Source organism: Brevibacillus laterosporus (genome assembly GCA_007833815.1).
Lineage (GTDB): Bacteria > Bacillota > Bacilli > Brevibacillales > Brevibacillaceae > Brevibacillus_B > Brevibacillus_B laterosporus_D.
Genome location: CP033464.1, coordinates 3,012,565 through 3,028,481, shown reverse-complemented (window position 1 = coordinate 3,028,481; position 15,917 = coordinate 3,012,565). Strand labels below are relative to the sequence as shown.

Annotated in this window: 19 protein-coding genes; all 19 read right to left on the bottom strand. The window is 48.3% G+C overall.

The window, feature by feature from the left end:
• The 19 genes from EEL30_15865 to EEL30_15775 all read right to left on the bottom strand — a co-directional run bounded on the left by EEL30_15865 (position 1) and on the right by EEL30_15775 (position 15,344).
• Positions 1-414, bottom strand: coding sequence for a DUF2634 domain-containing protein (locus tag EEL30_15865; GenBank protein ID QDX93644.1), 414 nt, complete (start codon positions 412-414; stop codon positions 1-3).
• The gene (locus EEL30_15860) at positions 404-844 is read right to left on the bottom strand and encodes a DUF2577 domain-containing protein (protein ID QDX93643.1); all 441 of its coding nucleotides are present in this window, start codon (positions 842-844) and stop codon (positions 404-406) included. Before EEL30_15860 ends, EEL30_15865 begins: the two co-directional genes overlap by 11 nt.
• Positions 810-1,874, bottom strand: coding sequence for a hypothetical protein (locus EEL30_15855; protein QDX93642.1), 1,065 nt, complete (start codon positions 1,872-1,874; stop codon positions 810-812). Before EEL30_15855 ends, EEL30_15860 begins: the two co-directional genes overlap by 35 nt.
• Positions 1,871-2,533, bottom strand: coding sequence for a LysM peptidoglycan-binding domain-containing protein (locus EEL30_15850; protein ID QDX93641.1), 663 nt, complete (start codon positions 2,531-2,533; stop codon positions 1,871-1,873). The genes EEL30_15855 and EEL30_15850 overlap by 4 nt, the downstream gene beginning before the upstream one ends.
• Before the next feature lie 252 nt (positions 2,534-2,785).
• On the bottom strand, positions 2,786-4,708 hold the full coding sequence (locus EEL30_15845; protein ID QDX93640.1) for a phage tail tape measure protein: 1,923 nt from the start codon (positions 4,706-4,708) through the stop codon (positions 2,786-2,788).
• A gap of 153 nt (positions 4,709-4,861) precedes the next feature.
• A complete protein-coding gene (locus EEL30_15840; protein ID QDX93639.1) occupies positions 4,862-5,245 on the bottom strand; it encodes a hypothetical protein in 384 nt (127 codons plus the stop codon).
• Positions 5,246-5,303: 58 nt separating this feature from the next.
• Positions 5,304-5,750 (bottom strand): phage portal protein, encoded by a 447-nt coding sequence (locus EEL30_15835; protein ID QDX93638.1) that lies wholly within the window; start codon positions 5,748-5,750, stop codon positions 5,304-5,306.
• A 14-nt stretch (positions 5,751-5,764) separates the two neighbouring features.
• A complete protein-coding gene (locus EEL30_15830) occupies positions 5,765-6,802 on the bottom strand; it encodes a phage tail sheath protein (protein QDX93637.1) in 1,038 nt (345 codons plus the stop codon).
• 14 nt (positions 6,803-6,816) lie between these two features.
• The gene (locus tag EEL30_15825; protein QDX93636.1) at positions 6,817-7,263 is read right to left on the bottom strand and encodes a hypothetical protein; all 447 of its coding nucleotides are present in this window, start codon (positions 7,261-7,263) and stop codon (positions 6,817-6,819) included.
• A gap of 12 nt (positions 7,264-7,275) precedes the next feature.
• Positions 7,276-7,755: an HK97 gp10 family phage protein gene (locus EEL30_15820; protein ID QDX93635.1), complete on the bottom strand. Its 480-nt coding sequence runs from the start codon at positions 7,753-7,755 to the stop codon at positions 7,276-7,278.
• 12 nt (positions 7,756-7,767) lie between these two features.
• The gene (locus EEL30_15815) at positions 7,768-8,133 is read right to left on the bottom strand and encodes a hypothetical protein (GenBank protein ID QDX93634.1); all 366 of its coding nucleotides are present in this window, start codon (positions 8,131-8,133) and stop codon (positions 7,768-7,770) included.
• Entirely contained in the window at positions 8,134-8,517 is a 384-nt protein-coding gene (locus EEL30_15810) for a hypothetical protein (GenBank protein QDX93633.1), read from the bottom strand.
• Between the two features lie 18 nt (positions 8,518-8,535).
• Positions 8,536-8,754 (bottom strand): hypothetical protein, encoded by a 219-nt coding sequence (locus tag EEL30_15805; GenBank protein ID QDX93632.1) that lies wholly within the window; start codon positions 8,752-8,754, stop codon positions 8,536-8,538.
• Positions 8,755-8,765: 11 nt separating this feature from the next.
• A complete protein-coding gene (locus tag EEL30_15800) occupies positions 8,766-9,884 on the bottom strand; it encodes a hypothetical protein (GenBank protein ID QDX93631.1) in 1,119 nt (372 codons plus the stop codon).
• A gap of 61 nt (positions 9,885-9,945) precedes the next feature.
• Complete coding sequence (locus tag EEL30_15795; protein QDX93630.1) at positions 9,946-10,638, bottom strand: hypothetical protein; 693 nt, start codon at positions 10,636-10,638, stop codon at positions 9,946-9,948.
• A 59-nt stretch (positions 10,639-10,697) separates the two neighbouring features.
• Entirely contained in the window at positions 10,698-11,633 is a 936-nt protein-coding gene (locus EEL30_15790) for a minor capsid protein (GenBank protein QDX93629.1), read from the bottom strand.
• Positions 11,626-13,125: a phage portal protein gene (locus tag EEL30_15785; GenBank protein ID QDX95787.1), complete on the bottom strand. Its 1,500-nt coding sequence runs from the start codon at positions 13,123-13,125 to the stop codon at positions 11,626-11,628. The genes EEL30_15790 and EEL30_15785 overlap by 8 nt, the downstream gene beginning before the upstream one ends.
• Before the next feature lie 73 nt (positions 13,126-13,198).
• On the bottom strand, positions 13,199-14,902 hold the full coding sequence (locus EEL30_15780) for a hypothetical protein (GenBank protein ID QDX93628.1): 1,704 nt from the start codon (positions 14,900-14,902) through the stop codon (positions 13,199-13,201).
• On the bottom strand, positions 14,889-15,344 hold the full coding sequence (locus tag EEL30_15775; protein ID QDX93627.1) for a hypothetical protein: 456 nt from the start codon (positions 15,342-15,344) through the stop codon (positions 14,889-14,891). The genes EEL30_15780 and EEL30_15775 overlap by 14 nt, the downstream gene beginning before the upstream one ends.
• Positions 15,345-15,917 lie beyond the last annotated feature (573 nt).

The following is a 15,917-nucleotide window of genomic DNA, read 5'->3' as shown; positions in this document are numbered from 1 at the left end:
TCACACCACCTCCACGGTTTCTATCGTCAAACCATCCGTTGTATCAACGTAAAAAGAGACGGTCAATTTGTCCGCCTCTCGTTCTATCTCAAAATCGTACACATCGTCTATTCGATCGTCATAAATTAACGCCTCGGTAATGACGCGGGGTATCTCCGACCGTAAAAGTTCTATCGGCAAATCTTGCCCGATTAAGTCTACGAGTTCACAGCCGTACTCTCCGTCATAGATCGGAAACCGGAATCGCGCCGTTATGATAGCTTTTCGAATAAATTGACGAACGGCCGTTTCGCCATCGATCATGCCGCCGATATCGCCTGTATTGAAGTCTAGCGAATAGGTTAACGTTGGCTGTGTGTCTGGCTCCGATTGGATCACCCGATCCTCTAGTCGTTGCAACGGACTAAGCGCCATCGTATAACACCGCCCGATCCTGTATGATGTACGTCTGCCCTTCGTTAATTGACTGGATGATAACGCGATCGCCGGCTTTCAGTTCGTCAGTAAATTCGATCTCGCCCGTAATGACCAGCGATGTAATATCATGCGTATGCGGCGTGTAGCCTGCCGTAGCCATACTCTCATCCACGCGTTCACTGGTCAGAGTAACCTTACGCGTGTGTCGAGTTAGATGTTCGGCAACAATCAAATCCTCCGCCAACAATTCGAGCTTTTCGTCATTATCAACCTTGACGCGTATAGCAGGCGGAGGGGCGATAACGGTGCCGAGTTCAATGTCTACGTCTTTGTTGTAACCGATTTGTTTAATGAGTTGCCGCAACTGACTCGGGCCCCCGCCTTCCAGTCGACTAGGTTCCGGTAGCTTTGAAGATTGTGTCGACAATGGACGTTTTCCCCTTCCGTTTATTTTTCTTTTTCTTCGCTTTGTCTTCCGGTGGTGGATCGTATTTCAACGTCGGTAAGTCGTCTGTAGCACTTAACTTGAGTGACATCGTGTGCTTACTGCCTTCAAACGTATGATTATCGGCTGAAACGTAGTAGCCTCCAATGATCTCCGTCATAGACTCCTGCACATAGACGCCGACGCCCGCGTACACCGTATCTATTCCTAGAGCATTTACTGTCGCCTCGTCGTGAATGGTACCGAGGTCTATTAGTAGCTGTTTCGCTAGTTGCTCGATTTGCGAACGAGTCTTATCCGAGTCGGCGCTTTCGAGGTGTTGCATAATACCGAATCGCTGTATGAGTGCATCATTTTTGACTACAGCCACCAACGGCTTTTTCTTATCGTCCCCGCCCGTCACTTTAACCTGTGTGCGTAGTTCTTCGATTGACTGCGAGTATGACGCATCTAGTATATTGACGCCGTTTTCGAGCACCCACCGTACAGGTTGTTCTTTCCGCGACAAGAGATGAAACTTGCCTTCCTTCGAGCAAATAAAAAAGCGCCTTCCGGTCTGCTTCTGCGTAACCGTTAGCGCTGTAATTAACATGTCCCATATCGATTTGTTGCGGAATACTAACTTAGGTATCACGTAGCCTGTATCGTCGATCTTACCGACGGCTATCCCGAATTGCTTACATAGTTTTTGCGCTATGCCACTCGCTTTCATATTACGAAATATCTGCGTATCCTGATTCTTCGCGAGATAGATGTTGTCATCGTACGCAGTAACGCTCATAGCACCGCGATCATTGATATTATGCTTAAACGTTAGACCACGGAATAATTCTCGCCCGTTGCTGTAGAGTCGTAGTTCTTTGCCAAGTTCGATGGGGACGGCTTTTTTCCGGCCGTCCCCCGTATTAATAAAAGATACTTCCAACGTACGGGCGGGCTGCGTAATGTCACCGGACCACGTGGTACTCTGAACAAGCATCGGCGCACCGTCATAGTGAACTTCCCACGTCATACGAGCACCAACTTTTGACCGGGATAGATTCGATTGGGATCGGGACCTACCACGGCCTTATTCTTTGCGTAGACATCACGTGTTTTAAGCCCGTATCTTGCCGCAATCACCGATAAGCAGTCCCCTTTCTTCACGACATACGGCTTCGGAACGTCTTTCTTACCACCCCGTGTGGCCGTTTTCTTCACCTTGGCCGTTCCGTCGCTTTTCTTCGCACTCATATCAATCTGACGAATACTCACGAACTTGTATTCTTTCAACGCGATATCGTAATAGATGTCGCCCGGCGCTCCGTGTTTTTCGGGTACGATTTCGAAACTACGGATAGTGACCGCATAGTTTATCGGAGTTCCCGTAACGGTCAATCGGCACGGTTTACGGGAATCGCGCCACCTTTCGAGCATCTCTACGGTTGCCCACGGATCGGGAACGCCTTCGTATTCGCAATAAGATGAATGGTAATCACGAGGAAAGAACGAGGAAAAAGAAAAGTCCCGCAACTTGGCGTCACCGATAATGGTAAATTCGCCTAGATGCGAGACTAGTACGTCATCATACCTATGTTGTTGTGAGATTTGAATATATTCGGGATTGACTGGAAGTTGTAATCGTTCGGCTCCGTTATTATACGACAGCCAGAATTGAATAGTATTAGGCAGTATAGATCGTCTCCCTTCTAAACGATATCAATACGTAGAACAAAGAAAAACGTGACTAGTACAAGAATCATGATTACGGAGACCCAAAACATTCCGCGATCATAAAAAGGACGGTTATCCGATTTAACATTCTCTTCATCATAATCGATATCAAATTGCCTTTTTATTTTATCCTCTTTCATATCGCTCATGTCAAGTCTCCTCCGCAAACAATTAATTACCATTATTTTAGCACAGTTCCCAAATATTAGTCTAATACTGTTCTGCAAGGGACATAGTTAGTTTTCTAGTCAACAAGTCTATATCCGCTTCTTCGCGTATTATAATCTGGTCTGCTAATTTTGGGATAATAATAGTTCCTTTTGACGATTGTCCCTGCTTGTTTTCTTGAGCAGTCATAACCTTTTCTCCCTGATGCAACCTAAAAGTCATGCCATCTCTAGGAACATAGTCAATTCCATGGTAACGACTACTACTTATACTAGGCGCCTCTTGCCTTCCCGGAGTTGGTAGTCCGATATTATCAATCCAATCGGAGACTTTATCTGAGAATGACTTTTCTGGAGCCGTTCCAGTTAAAGTACCACCACCATAGATCGGAGTTTTAGAAGGGTCTAGTCCTTTTTCCCTCATCTCCGCAGCCTTCTGGTCTAGGTTGGTGAGGATGTCAATACTCCCTTCTGGTTTGTACCCCCGTAGCCAATCTATTAGCTTCATCACGTGGGGTGAGGCAGCAACGCTTAGACCTAAAATAGCTTTCAACTGAATTGGACCCGGAGCAGCGAGCCCTACATAACCTCCTAGTAGCAGTGCCATCATTGGATTTTCTTTAATAGTTGCTAGAGCAGTCGATCCCATTCCACTAACTAAAACAGCCCCTGCGCTTGCTCCCATTTCTGCCAACTTACTGATTGCCTTGTCTAACTGATTACCGCCACTCGATGAAATCCATCCATTAAGTTTGTCGAATGCTTTGTCGGTAGCATAGATAAAAGCATCGCCCCACTCTAAATTCTTAAAAGTGGTATCTTTTGCTAGCTCATCGATGAAACTACTAACGCCTTTAGACGCTCTTTCCATAGCGCTTACAATCGATGGCGAAATTTTATCAGAGAAGTCTGCTGCACCTAGCGCAATCCTTTTTATAATTGGCATGAACGGCAACATTGCGGAAATTTGCATCGTCTCCAAGGCGCCGCTCAACTGCTCGACTGCACCAGAAGCGTTGTCCATTTTCTTCTTCGCGACATCCAATGCGGTAACTTTCAGCATCTCCTGCTCAAAGTCTTTAACGCCCTTTGCACCCTCTTTATAAAGGATGTTGGCGGCTCGTATAGCATCCGATCCGAACATCGTCTCTAGCGCCAGCATACGTTGTTGATCCGTAAGCCCCCCGAGCGCTTTATTCAAGGTGCCGGAGATTTCTTCGAGTGATTTTAGTTTACCTTTAGCCGTGTAAAACTGGTTGGCGCCGTTTTTCGTTACGATACCAAGCTTTTTAAATAGTTCAATCTGGTCGTCAGTCGTCGGCTGCAAGTTCATCAGCATCGTTTTTAACGAGGTACCTGCGTCGGAACCTTTTAATGCGTTGTTCGCAAACAAACCGAGCGCGATATTTGTATCTTTGAATGTCATGCCAACACCTGCGGCAACCGCTGATACAGCCGATAATGAGAAGCGTAAGTCTGACACGCCCGTTGCGGAAGCATTCGCAGTACCGGCTAGAATATCGGACGCTTTAGCCGCCGTCATTGAGTCAGCCTTATACGCGTTTAGCGACGTCGACATGATTTCGGCGGCCTCCGCAAGCCCAAGACCACCGGCTGTTGCGAGGTTAAGCGCGGCTTCTAGCCCGCCCGCTTGTACAGTCGCTGGTGAAAGACCTGCTTTTAGTAGCTCCTCAATACCCTGTGCAGCCTCTAGAGCGTTGTACTTCGTTTTAGCACCCATATCAAGCGCTAATTTCTGCATTGCTGCCATTTCTGTATTGGTCGCACCCGTTAACGCTTGTATAGAAGAAAGCTGTGCTTCGAAATCCATTGCCTTGTTCACCGACTTAAAGACCACGGCGGTCGCACCGGCGGCGGCGGCGAGTGTGCCCAACTTGGCAGTAATACTACCCAACGCTGAACTGGCATTGTCAACAAGCCTAATTCGAGCCAAGAGGTCAAACATGACTAGCCGCCTCCCTTCGTTCTTCCATCGTTACGGCAGATGAGGCATAAAGAAAAGCCCGCACCATTCGAGGTTTCTTTAGCACCTCATCTGGCATGAGCCCTTGTTCTTGAAATAGGTAATGCAGGGAAGTAAGAACGCCCCCCTGCTTAATTAGTTTTTTATGTCTTCAACTAGCTCAGGCTCCGTTTGGCCGAACCCGGAAATACTGGCAATTTTCTCAGCCATCGACTCAATTTCGCCTGCAAATAGTCGTTTCTGAATTACATCTGTAGCATCCATTGTTTGGTATTTTTCAAGCAACACAGGGTCTTTCCAGTTAGGTACGACGCAACCGGCTTCAATCATCAGACGTCTAAACTTCGAGTTATCAAATTTATCTTTCCAAATCGCACGCTCCCTTAGATGTTCAATTGTTTTTTCGTCTAGTGCTTTTAGTGTGAAGTTAACTTTAAATCGTGGGATATAATGTGGAACTTCATAAGATTCGGGTGTATCCAAAAGTGAACGTAAAACATCTTCCTGTGTAGTACTCATGTGATTACCTCCGTAAAGTTTTATTTTTAGAGAAAGAGGACAGGATCGAACCTGTCCGTTAGTTTTGTGTAATTACATCCAGATACTCATAGTCCTCAAAAACAAAAGGCCACTCAGTTTCTACGAGGGCCCCATGTTCGAATTTAAAGATATCTATTTTGTTGAACTGAACCCCCTTAAGCAGTACCCTTTCCGCGCCATAAGCCTCTGGATCATCAATTTTCATAATCAATTGACAGACAAAAGGACCTTTACGATCGTCATTAATCTGTCCAACTCTTTGCGATAGACCGGAGGTTACCTTATAACCCGAAATGGTTCCCGCGTATTCGATACTCATTGCCTTATTTCCTGATTTACGAGTACCCGATCGTTTCACTTTTTCGTATTGTATATCGCCGTATGCCTCTCCCAAATGAAAATTCGACAACCACTCTCCGTCCATCCAAATTTCACCGAACGAACCACTCATTGTACGGGTGGACTCTAGTAAATTTCGTCCCATTTATAGTTACCTCCTTATACGTGGATTCGTAGAAAGATGCGTTCCATACTGTCGGTCTCCGTGTAAGCGATGTACAAAAATACAGCATCTCCCTTCGATTCAAATTCGGGGTCTAACGTCACAACGGGGTCTTCTAAGACGTTCGCCTTGCCTAAACGTTCTAGGTACGCCTTGATCGCCGCAATAAGTGCCGCCTGACCGTCTCGGTTGTTATCGAGCTTACCGATGTACTCACTCGCGGCCGTCTTCGGAATGTCCGTACTAATCGCCTGACGTCCGCGAATCTTACGAATCTTAGCTCCGCTTGTCAGTTGCCCTTTCTCAACGAGAACGTAGTCACCGTTGTGTACGAGGATCAGCGAGCCTGCTTCAAGTGCTTCGTCGATCTGCGCATTCGTCAATCGTTTATTAACGTCATCTAACGGTAATTTCGCGTACGTAATCGACTTGTTGATCGGCGTGCCTGCAATCAATCCAGCAACATACGCCGCGTATTCACAGGACGGGTATTCCTTACCGTTGACCACGCCGCCGGTTATTAGGTTAGCTACGTAATCGTCCGCTAACTTCTTACTCCGCGCATTGCCTACTTTCGGATCAGCATCGTCGGTCGCCGTGCCACCCGTTACATATACGAAATGCTTGCCTTCCTTACGATTGCGTTTCGTCCACGCTACTGTCGCATCAATTTCGGCTACATCCACAGGCCCGTCGTACACAAACACGTTAAATGCTCGTGTATCAAAAGACTCGCGCATCTCAATAAATGACTCTGCCGTTTGTTCCTTCGGCAAGGTGTATACGATTACTTGCTTTGCACCAGCCTGCAACACGAAACGAATCGACTGGATGTTAGTAACGCCAAACAAGTCGACCGCCTGCTTTTCGGTCTCAATCGTGTAAATCATTTTTTCTGTCGCCTTCGCCCCGTACTTTACAAGTGGAATCGCTACGATACCACGAGCTCCACCGCGAATCTGTGATGCCGCGGCTTCCACGTACATCATATAAAGCCCGGGACGGGTCGGCATGGTGATCTGGTCCCATTCCATCGCGTAACCTCCTTTTATCGGGCTTCAATCCGCCCGTATACATGCATGATTTTGTCGTACTGTTCCTGCGTCCGTGCCTCACGTACTTCCGTAGAAAGCACAGCAATGCAGGCGGATAACCCGCCCTCTGTCGCGAACGTCATGGAAAAAGAAAAAGCCCCGATACGGATATACCGCGTCGAGCCTTTTACGGGGATAAGCATTGTTTTATCGTTCAGAACGCGTTCAATGTCGCCCATTTTCGTTAGAGCAGACGCTGAATCAACGCCGTACACTACGATCTGGTAATCGCGATCAATCCGATAATGGTAGCGCGTTTCAGACTCGGGACTGGACGACTGCACCCGGACAACCAACGTGTCTTTCGTCGGTTGCTTCGGCACGTCGTATTTTAACGCTACTTTCGGTACGACTGCGCTTACGAACGAGCCCACCGACTCCAATTCAGTCACAACGGACATGTATTCCACCTCCTACCGGATGTTATAGCCCGCCCGTGACATCTCTGCTTTGATTTCGTCCTCAATCATCTGCTTCCATCGTTCCTTGTTCTCTTCCGCAGGCTTTTCGAGATAATTCGGAATGGTGCCGGGCGTGGTCGGATTCTGAAACGAGTCGCCGTACTTCTCCGGGTATACGTTGTGGAGATAATACGCGTAGTCAAACCGCTGCCCATTGCTTGATTCCACCGCTGATGATTGGATGGTGGCCGTAAGATTAGCGCTCTTACCAGTAACTTTCGTATGGATACCGCGCCGTAGCAACCCTTTGTCCAACGGAGCTAGGTCGACTGCTTCCACCTTCCACTCGTCAAGGACATCGTGCATACCGCGCTTGGCGCCGCGTCCCATCGTAGCTAATAGCTTCTTCCGATAGGCAGGCATTAACGACGCGATCCGCTGGCCACTAGTTCGGAGCCCGTTTAAGTCAATGTCGATATCTAAACGCGTCAAACTACCTCCTCCTTATACGTTGATCACGGTAAGTAACGGCTTACCGTTTACCCATCGTCTAATCTCTATTGAGATCGGCGTATATGTCCGTATCCGCCCTCGTTCGTTGACGAACTCAATCCGATCGCCCTCCTCAATCGGCGCCAATTTATCGCAATATATCTGCGCGGTAGAGACGACTTCCTGCGCATTTATGCCGTGGACACCACCTTGATTCGTCTGTGCTCGGACTAGCTTCGTTGTTTCGTGCATACGGCAACGTAACGAAAAAGGATCGCCGTAAACCGGTCGATCCCACTCGTCTGTTTGCGGCTTACCCTCATCGTCCAACAACGCAGGGTAAACCTTTATTTTGTTATTCATTGATACCATCGGCATCTATAACACACTCCATCCTGCGCCACGGCTTCCGAGCTTCACGTCGTTTTCCGCCCCAATTAGTTCACGACTTATTGGCGGTATTAGACCTGCAAGCTCTTTCGGTTTGTCGCGGAAGGTAAATGAGCCTACGTCGGTTAGTGAGAACGAACTCACTCCATTTTGTGCCTGTCTTAGCGTGTCATTGAAAGCCGTAGCCAACACAGTCGCAAACTCGTACACAGCCGCATCCGGTATCGTATACTTCGGATAAGTGGACGTTAATGTACGTGATGCGACGTTAATTATCCGTTGTTTTCTCGCTTCGTCACAATCCGTCCAATCCTCGATATCGATAACATTTACGTCAATATATTCGTCTGCGGCCTCGATTGATAAGGTCATGCGGTAACACCCCCGTTATTATTCGGAGGCTTTGCCGCGTCCCTTTTTGACGGGCTGAGTGGCGGGCTCCTCCGTTTGTTTTTCGTAATCTAGGCGTTTAATCCACGTAGGGACTAACTCGTCTAGCGTGGCAATCTGGTCCGCCTTTTCAGTTGTATACATGCCGAAGAAATCAAACTTGACGCGAACATCGCCACTATCAATTTCATAGAAAGGAGATGCTTTATAGTTAGCCATCTGCTACCTCCTTACGATACCGAGGTGGAGATATTTTCGAGGATCGCGATTTTCTCTTTTGCGTTCTTCACCTTGACGCCATACTCACCGCGAATCTGACGTGCTACAAAGTCCGCGCCCGGTACTCCTGCGTCTACGTCGTATAGCGCACGACCTTGCAACGCTTGCATCGACAAGATGTTTCGATCAAACAGCGCTACTTTGTTTTTCGGGAAGTTAGGGTCCACGATGATAGTCGCCTCACCGCCGCCAACGATGTCGGAAACGAACGTGGAGATACGGTGACCAGTAGCAGTATCTTGGCGCTCTGTACGAATGGTGTTGGTTGCTAGTTTCGAAAATTGACGTGCGCCTGCTGTATTTGTAAGGATCGTGTTCACGTTACCGCCACGCAGATAAACCTCTTCCATTAGGTCGTTGATTACCTTGGCGTCGATCTCTTTACCAGTAAGATTCTTTTTCGCTGCGCCTTTCTTATCCGCGTAATACAAGAGACCACCACTCATGCTCGGCGTGCCTTTGTTACCCATGATTTTACGGCCGTAGATCAAAGTATCGTTCATCTCGCGAGACATTTCCTTCAAGCGAAGTTCAACTTGGTAGTTCAACTCGTTCGTTACGTTATGGGTACGGACAGCCATTTGCGTATTGGATACGGATGCATAACGCTCATAGATTTGCGTATAGTTATCGTCAACATAGCGATCGTGGCCTTCGTCTTGACCGACGCCTGCGCCTTGCAATTGTGGACGAGCAACAATTCGAAGTTCGGCACCGGCTTTTAGCGCGACTGCTGTAGTCCCGTCAAAACCGCGACTTACCGTGACCTCATCGCCAGCAACGGCAGTAACTTTCATGTACTCTTCGCCGCTTACCACGATTGCATTAATACGGAATTTCTCCCCGTCGCCATCATTTACGACCAACTGGGTATCCGTAGCCGTTGCGTCCGCCTTTACATTGGCGCGGTTCGAGTTAAGGTTGTCGGACATCCACTCAAATTTCGTTTGCGTTAGTGGCTCACCGTTTAGACCCACCAAACCTAGCAACGTAGGTGAATCGTTGATAATCAAATCGATACCTGCGGATAATTCACGTACTTGGTCTTTAAAGTCATAGGTAAATAGCATTAATGGGATTCCTCCTTGTTTTTGGGTATAAAAAACCACCGCTAATAGATCGGTGGTGGGGTTACTTACTCAATTGACCTAGCTTATTTGACAGTTCTAAAACTTTTCCGAAGTCCCTCTGCTTCTTAGCTTCTTCCAACCGTGCTTCGAGTGTTTTTGTTTCCGTTTCATGCTCGGAACCGGAAGGCCCGCCAATCGTGATAGGCTCCCTTTTGCTCTGCGCGATTAAAAACGGCTTGTTCTCCACAAGCGCTTGCACAACGCTATCAACACCTATTACGTTGCCCGTATCATCAATCGTTACCTTCGCGAGATCAGACGACGCCAGTACGTACGCATCATCGATATGTGCGATATTTGCGCCGGTAGCCGCCGTGATAAAAGCATTACGAATCTTCTCTTGACGGTACTTCGCTTCCATCTCGGTAACACTCTGCTCAAGCGCCTGTTTTGCTGCAACTTCTTTCTCTAAATCCGTTTTCCATCGATCAATCTCGGTCATTTCTGCGCGCTGTTTCTCCTCACGTTCTTGCTCATACTCTGCGAGCTTCGTCTTGAGATCGTCGTAGTCAGCGAACCTCTCCGTTTTCTTACGCTCTCGGGCGACGCGTTCTGCTACGATTCTATCGAGTTCTTCCTGCGTAAATGATTTTGGTGGTTCCGCAGATTGTTCTGGTCCATCGATTGGTTCCGGTTCATCCTCTGCGAAAGTTTGCAAATTCATCGGAAACAACATCTTCAATACGTCAGTCATTCGTTACCTCCCGTTTTAAGCCCGTCGGCTATAAGTTAGGGTCCGTTTCTTTTAACGTCTTAACGTTCAGACAAATCAGGATTACGCTTGCCAGTAGCCAACGCCCTATCGCTTAACTCACCTTGACTCTCCGCAAGAGTACGTCGTTTTTCCGATAGATTCTCCGGCACTCGAATAGGTGATATCGTGTGTTTACACTTCGGGTGCCATATCTGCCTAGAGGCACGCAATGCGTCATACGTCGGGTATTTCGTATCGCCCGCGTCCGTTAGCCGGATAATCCGTCCCTCATGATAACGGCACGCATCAGTTGCGCCGTGTGACGATATAACTGCGTATAATACTTCGCGAGATAACGCCTCGTTGATCGTTGCCTCGTTGTGTACGTCCATGAGCTTTGTTTGTGCAACCACATCAACGTAGTGTTCGATTTTCCACTTACGTCCGGCCGCGTCTATAATGGCGTTATCTGCTGAGTCACCGAGTGTCTTACGTATGCGTTTAAGCACGTCAGCCGTTATCGTTCTGCGTCCGTTGACACCGGTAGCCATCTGCGACCGCATAGTTTCGGCAACAGCCTTACGAACCGCCGCGCGGACTCTCTTCGTTACGTTGTCCGTCACCGCGAGTAAATCAGTCTGCGTATCGGCAATTGCGGCGGCGACAGCGTGCTGATTAATCGGATTTAGCTTCGCTTTCTTGAGCGCTTGCTTACGGTTAGAAGCGAGACCAAGTGCAAGTAGAGTACGTGCAATGCCGTCGTAAGCCGCTTTCGGAATGACACGCGCTACCCATTCCTTTGTCTTTTTCGCTAGATTCGTAAGTATCACGGTAATTTGTGCATATACAGCCTGTGCGTTGGATCGGGAGAAGTCAGGAAGATCAACGCGTTGTAATTCAGATTGCACGTCGTCTAGTGCTTTTTTGTACGCCTCAGTGATCTCATTAACGTCGTAGTCATACGATGGCTTCGGTAACTCACGGAAATCACACATCTACTCCACCGTTATCCCCATTAAAAATAGACGCGTCCACCGTTCCGTTCGCGGCTTTCTCGTCCTCCTCTATGCGTACCATGATCTCGCGTGCCTTTTCGTCGTCCACTTCGGACAGCGTCTTAACGGCACTCTGAACGTCAATTGTCGGCTTACCGCCCGTTCTGATGTCCATGATCTCCGCAAGCTCTTTTTCGTCGCGAGGAATCCCGTCTTTCCAGTTAATTGTTGGATAAACTGCCTCGTAACTTTCAAACCCGTCAACTCTGGCATTAGCGTAGTTCTCTAGCAATTGGGCGGAGTATAGTGCGTCCCTAAATGCTCTATCAATGTGGGCTCTTATCCGCTTAACTTTCGATAGTATCGGCATAAAACGAGCCTTAATCGCTGAACCGTCGGTATGTGACGTACCCGTTCCGCCTTTGTCTTCTGCAAGTGTCGTACCGAATAACCATTGCGGTGTCTCGCTCATCTGGAATACGATACCTAGCAGAACGTCTAGTTCCTTAAAGGCACCATCTAACTGCGAATCCCACGTCATGTATCCGGGCTTAACGTCCGCTTTCTCAACGGGGATATAACGTCCGCTGAACCGTACGTCTGACTCCCCTAAGTCGGGTCCGTACGCTGTCGGGTCACTGTGTTTCCATAGGATGTAATCGATCTGTACGAGTCGGTCGTTAATCGCGGCTAGTATCGACTCTATCTTTTCGATACCGCTACTTCCACGCCAATCCGTATCCGTAGACTTATACGGAATATGATGAATTGCCATGTGAGACAGACCTGTTGCAACAACGTCTTTCTCGTGACCTGTACTAACCGCCTCACCGATAGTGAACGTTTGGATAGGTGCATCATATCGAGTATCTACCGACTTAGGGTACAATCGGAACCGCTCGTATATGATCGCCCCTGGAACGTGACGCTCGACGTTAAGATAAGGAGTTTGCGTTGTCTTTGAGGCCTCGACAATTGATTCGAGCAACCCGTTTGCCTCTGTCATCCACTCGACCCACGCAATATTGATCGCCTTGAACCGTTTACGCGAGCCTTTTGTTAGCTCAGGGAATACGTTCGATGGGTCAACTGCTTCAATAATCGGCTCGGGCTTAACGTTGATTTCGATACCCACGGGCACTTCCGATAAGTCCTGTCGTTGGGCATAGTACGTCTTGATGAACGCGTCTCCTCGTATACCTGCTCCGGTGACTAACTCATGGCCCAACACGTTCAAATCGTTCTCTTCAACGATAGAGGTCAGGCGTTGTTGCTCGATGGAGGCGTCCGGCTTACCGGACTCATACGAAGGAGGCTCACCGAACATCAAGTCGGCTGGCTTCGTCAAAAGTACGTCCATCAAGTTAACCGCGATATATAGCTTCGACAATTGGGCGGCGTGCGGCGTATCCTTTAGGATTTCGGTTGCACGTTCGAGTACTTCCGCCTGCTTACCGTCGAAAATCTTACGGCCACGGTAGTATTTGGACAACCGTTCGATATCACGGACTGGTGGGTACTGTGCGCCTGTAACGAATAACTTAGCGATGGGTCTCGCCTCCTCTCTACATATATGCGGGCTTATCAACTACCCGTTTTCTACGCAGTCTTGCCGCGTCATACGCCATGTGCAAGGCATCTGGACCATCATCGTGATTATGATTCGGGTACATTTCGAACATTTCGATCAGTAGACGTTGATCTCGCTTAAACCGAATCTTCCCACTCTGAATATCCGGCAACAACGATTCAATGCGGAGTGCTTTACGCATGCGTTGCTTGATTTCCTTCAAGCGCCGGTGCGTAGGGTATCCTTTTCTCCGTAATTCTTCCGCCAGTTTATGCGCAAACCATTCTTGGGCCTGTTGCGCCTCGACCGCTATACCTTCGTACTGGAACCGCAACGCCCTGTCCACCGTTTCGTTTAGCAGTACGTCGGGATGAACACGTCTTAGAAAGACGTCGGTGACGTAGCAAACACCCGTGTCGCGATTTCGGGCGAGTGTGATAATAGCCGAGTAATCGCCTTTCTCTTTTCCCATGGCAAAGTCAATCCCCGCGTAATAGTCGAGGGTCAGTTCCTCAAGTTCAGAATCGATATAATAGGTAAACTGCTCTGGATCGAATATCTGCGACTCTTCATCGACGGGGTTGCCGAGATACTCTTGATTGAAGGCGCGGGCTCCCATCGACTCTCGCTTCTCCATGAAGTAGAGATACGTATACATCTGCGGCCAAAGGACTTCAGTGCCCTTGGTCATTTCCTCCTCATTGCTCCTATAGAAACTCCGTGCGAGTTCTTTTGCGTCGGGACGATCTTCGACGTAGATTCTTCTCCATTCGTCCCACAAGTCCTCACGCTCTGACCAGCTTAAAATAGCAGGGAATTTCCTAGAAACGAAGTCCTTACCTTTGGTCAGTACGTGATTAAGCAACGAATCGTAGTGCACGATTGTTCCCATGTATACGCAAATACCACCAAACCCCAATGCCTCCAACATCTCAGACCTAAACCAATGTAGGTTTTTGGCGCGAGTCTCTGGTGTATTGGTATTTTCGGCGGATTCCAAGTCATCGAGAATAAACAAACCGGGCCGCTCACTCAAATGACGCAGACCACGCATCTGAGTCCCGATCCCTTTCGCCTCTACCTTCGTGCCTGTTGTCGTAATAAACTCGTATTTGTTGTCGACTTCATTCATCGAGGGCTTCGGGTGAAGTAAGGGCCCGAAATCTTCCCGTAACTTCTCGTTGAACTTGAGCTGGTTAACCGTCCATTTGATAAAGTCACCGGCTACGTCGGTAGTTTCGGAGACCTCCACGATGTACTTCTGCATGCGGAACGTGATTTGGTGGCATAGGTACGAGTTCGATAGGTACGCTGTTTTCGCGTGACGCCGCCCTACTGACCACGCCACATTCTCGCTAATGTCTCCCTTTACGATCTGATCTAGAAGACCACACAGCGTAATATGAAAAGAGGCAGCGCCCTCTAGCGTCTGCCCCTTCGGAATTAAATTCGAATTGTTATCGGGATTCCTGTCCTCTGAAAAATATTCGTACGTGAAAAAGAGAACGTCATGTTCGGCGCGATGAACTCGTTCTAGTTTTTCGAGTTCCGCCACGACGTTTTCCCACTGGTCTAGATCGTATTCGGTAAGGCTACCGCTTTTCGCTAGTTTCTTATATGCGTCGACAAGACGGTATCGTTGCGTGATTTCCTCTTCCCGAGCTTCCCGATCTAGCCACTCCCCGTTAAGATATGCCATCGGTATCAGGCTCCTTGGATCGTTCCAACAAGGCCGCTAGTCGTTCGTCGATCGATTGTAGTGAACGCCCATCATCGTTTGTAACCTCCGACTTATCGATCAGCAGACCTCCGAATTTATAAAAAAGCTCAATCCCCTTCATCGATCCTTGACCCTTTAGCGTCATGTCCAAGTGCTTCTCCATAATCTGCGGAAGATGCGACATAAACGCGTTTGCGGACAGGCCGTTCACGTAATCGATAAAGGTCTCGTTATAGTTGCGCCATTTGTAGAGTGAGCTAACGGAGCAACCCGCTTCCTTCGCAATTTCATCGAGCTTCATTCGCCCTTTTTCCGCGCCGACGGGGTTTTTGGCTAGAAAGTTATTAACCGCGAGTAACTGCGCCGCCTTAATCTGTTCTTGGGTAAGCCGCGCCTCTAACTTGCGTAAATCCTTCGCCATGTTATCGTCTCCTTTCGTAAATTGAGTACAAAAAGAAGCCACCGATAGGCATTCGGTAGCTTTCGTTTAAATTAGACCCGGTGATTTAAAACCTGCAAGAAATAGTCCGGCACCAGACCGCGGGGATACCGACGGCCGCCTTGGGGGGATTCGTTAGTCACTTACTTTTCAGTAGTTACATACGTTACGTCACTATTTTTACTTACTTTTCCGTAGTATCTTCCGTTTACTCCATGCAACCGTTATGCAAGCGTACGCCCCCGCTAATCTCCCGTATAACGCCGTGTTCGCACTATATATCGATATGCATCCGATTATGTTAACTGTATAACGAAACGTAACCATACGAATGCTGTAACGGCGCTGGTTGCGTATACGAACGGCTGTTAACATACCGTAGATTATCGGACTCAAACATATGTTCGAATACAGCCGTATACACAATCAGTGCATAAACGGGGAACGGGTGCAAACACGTATATAAGCGTTGGTTAATACGTACAATTAACACAATTTAACGGCGACCCGATGTTTTCGGAGGGCACGCGTCTGGAACGTCCGTGCGGATGTATT

What these genes read in the sequence shown, in the direction of transcription:
- EEL30_15805 (QDX93632.1), bottom strand. Translation starts at nt 8,754, where the DNA reads ATGGCTAACTATAAAGCATCTCCTTTCTATGAAATTGATAGTGGCGAT.
- EEL30_15865 (QDX93644.1), bottom strand. Translation starts at nt 414, where the DNA reads ATGGCGCTTAGTCCGTTGCAACGACTAGAGGATCGGGTGATCCAATCG.
- EEL30_15830 (QDX93637.1), bottom strand. Translation starts at nt 6,802, where the DNA reads ATGGAATGGGACCAGATCACCATGCCGACCCGTCCCGGGCTTTATATG.
- EEL30_15815 (QDX93634.1), bottom strand. Translation starts at nt 8,133, where the DNA reads ATGCCGATGGTATCAATGAATAACAAAATAAAGGTTTACCCTGCGTTG.
- EEL30_15835 (QDX93638.1), bottom strand. Translation starts at nt 5,750, where the DNA reads ATGGGACGAAATTTACTAGAGTCCACCCGTACAATGAGTGGTTCGTTC.
- EEL30_15800 (QDX93631.1), bottom strand. Translation starts at nt 9,884, where the DNA reads ATGCTATTTACCTATGACTTTAAAGACCAAGTACGTGAATTATCCGCA.
- EEL30_15845 (QDX93640.1), bottom strand. Translation starts at nt 4,708, where the DNA reads ATGTTTGACCTCTTGGCTCGAATTAGGCTTGTTGACAATGCCAGTTCA.
- EEL30_15780 (QDX93628.1), bottom strand. Translation starts at nt 14,902, where the DNA reads ATGGCATATCTTAACGGGGAGTGGCTAGATCGGGAAGCTCGGGAAGAG.
- EEL30_15790 (QDX93629.1), bottom strand. Translation starts at nt 11,633, where the DNA reads ATGTGTGATTTCCGTGAGTTACCGAAGCCATCGTATGACTACGACGTT.
- EEL30_15775 (QDX93627.1), bottom strand. Translation starts at nt 15,344, where the DNA reads ATGGCGAAGGATTTACGCAAGTTAGAGGCGCGGCTTACCCAAGAACAG.
- EEL30_15810 (QDX93633.1), bottom strand. Translation starts at nt 8,517, where the DNA reads ATGACCTTATCAATCGAGGCCGCAGACGAATATATTGACGTAAATGTT.
- EEL30_15795 (QDX93630.1), bottom strand. Translation starts at nt 10,638, where the DNA reads ATGACTGACGTATTGAAGATGTTGTTTCCGATGAATTTGCAAACTTTC.
- EEL30_15855 (QDX93642.1), bottom strand. Translation starts at nt 1,874, where the DNA reads ATGACGTGGGAAGTTCACTATGACGGTGCGCCGATGCTTGTTCAGAGT.
- EEL30_15825 (QDX93636.1), bottom strand. Translation starts at nt 7,263, where the DNA reads ATGTCCGTTGTGACTGAATTGGAGTCGGTGGGCTCGTTCGTAAGCGCA.
- EEL30_15840 (QDX93639.1), bottom strand. Translation starts at nt 5,245, where the DNA reads ATGAGTACTACACAGGAAGATGTTTTACGTTCACTTTTGGATACACCC.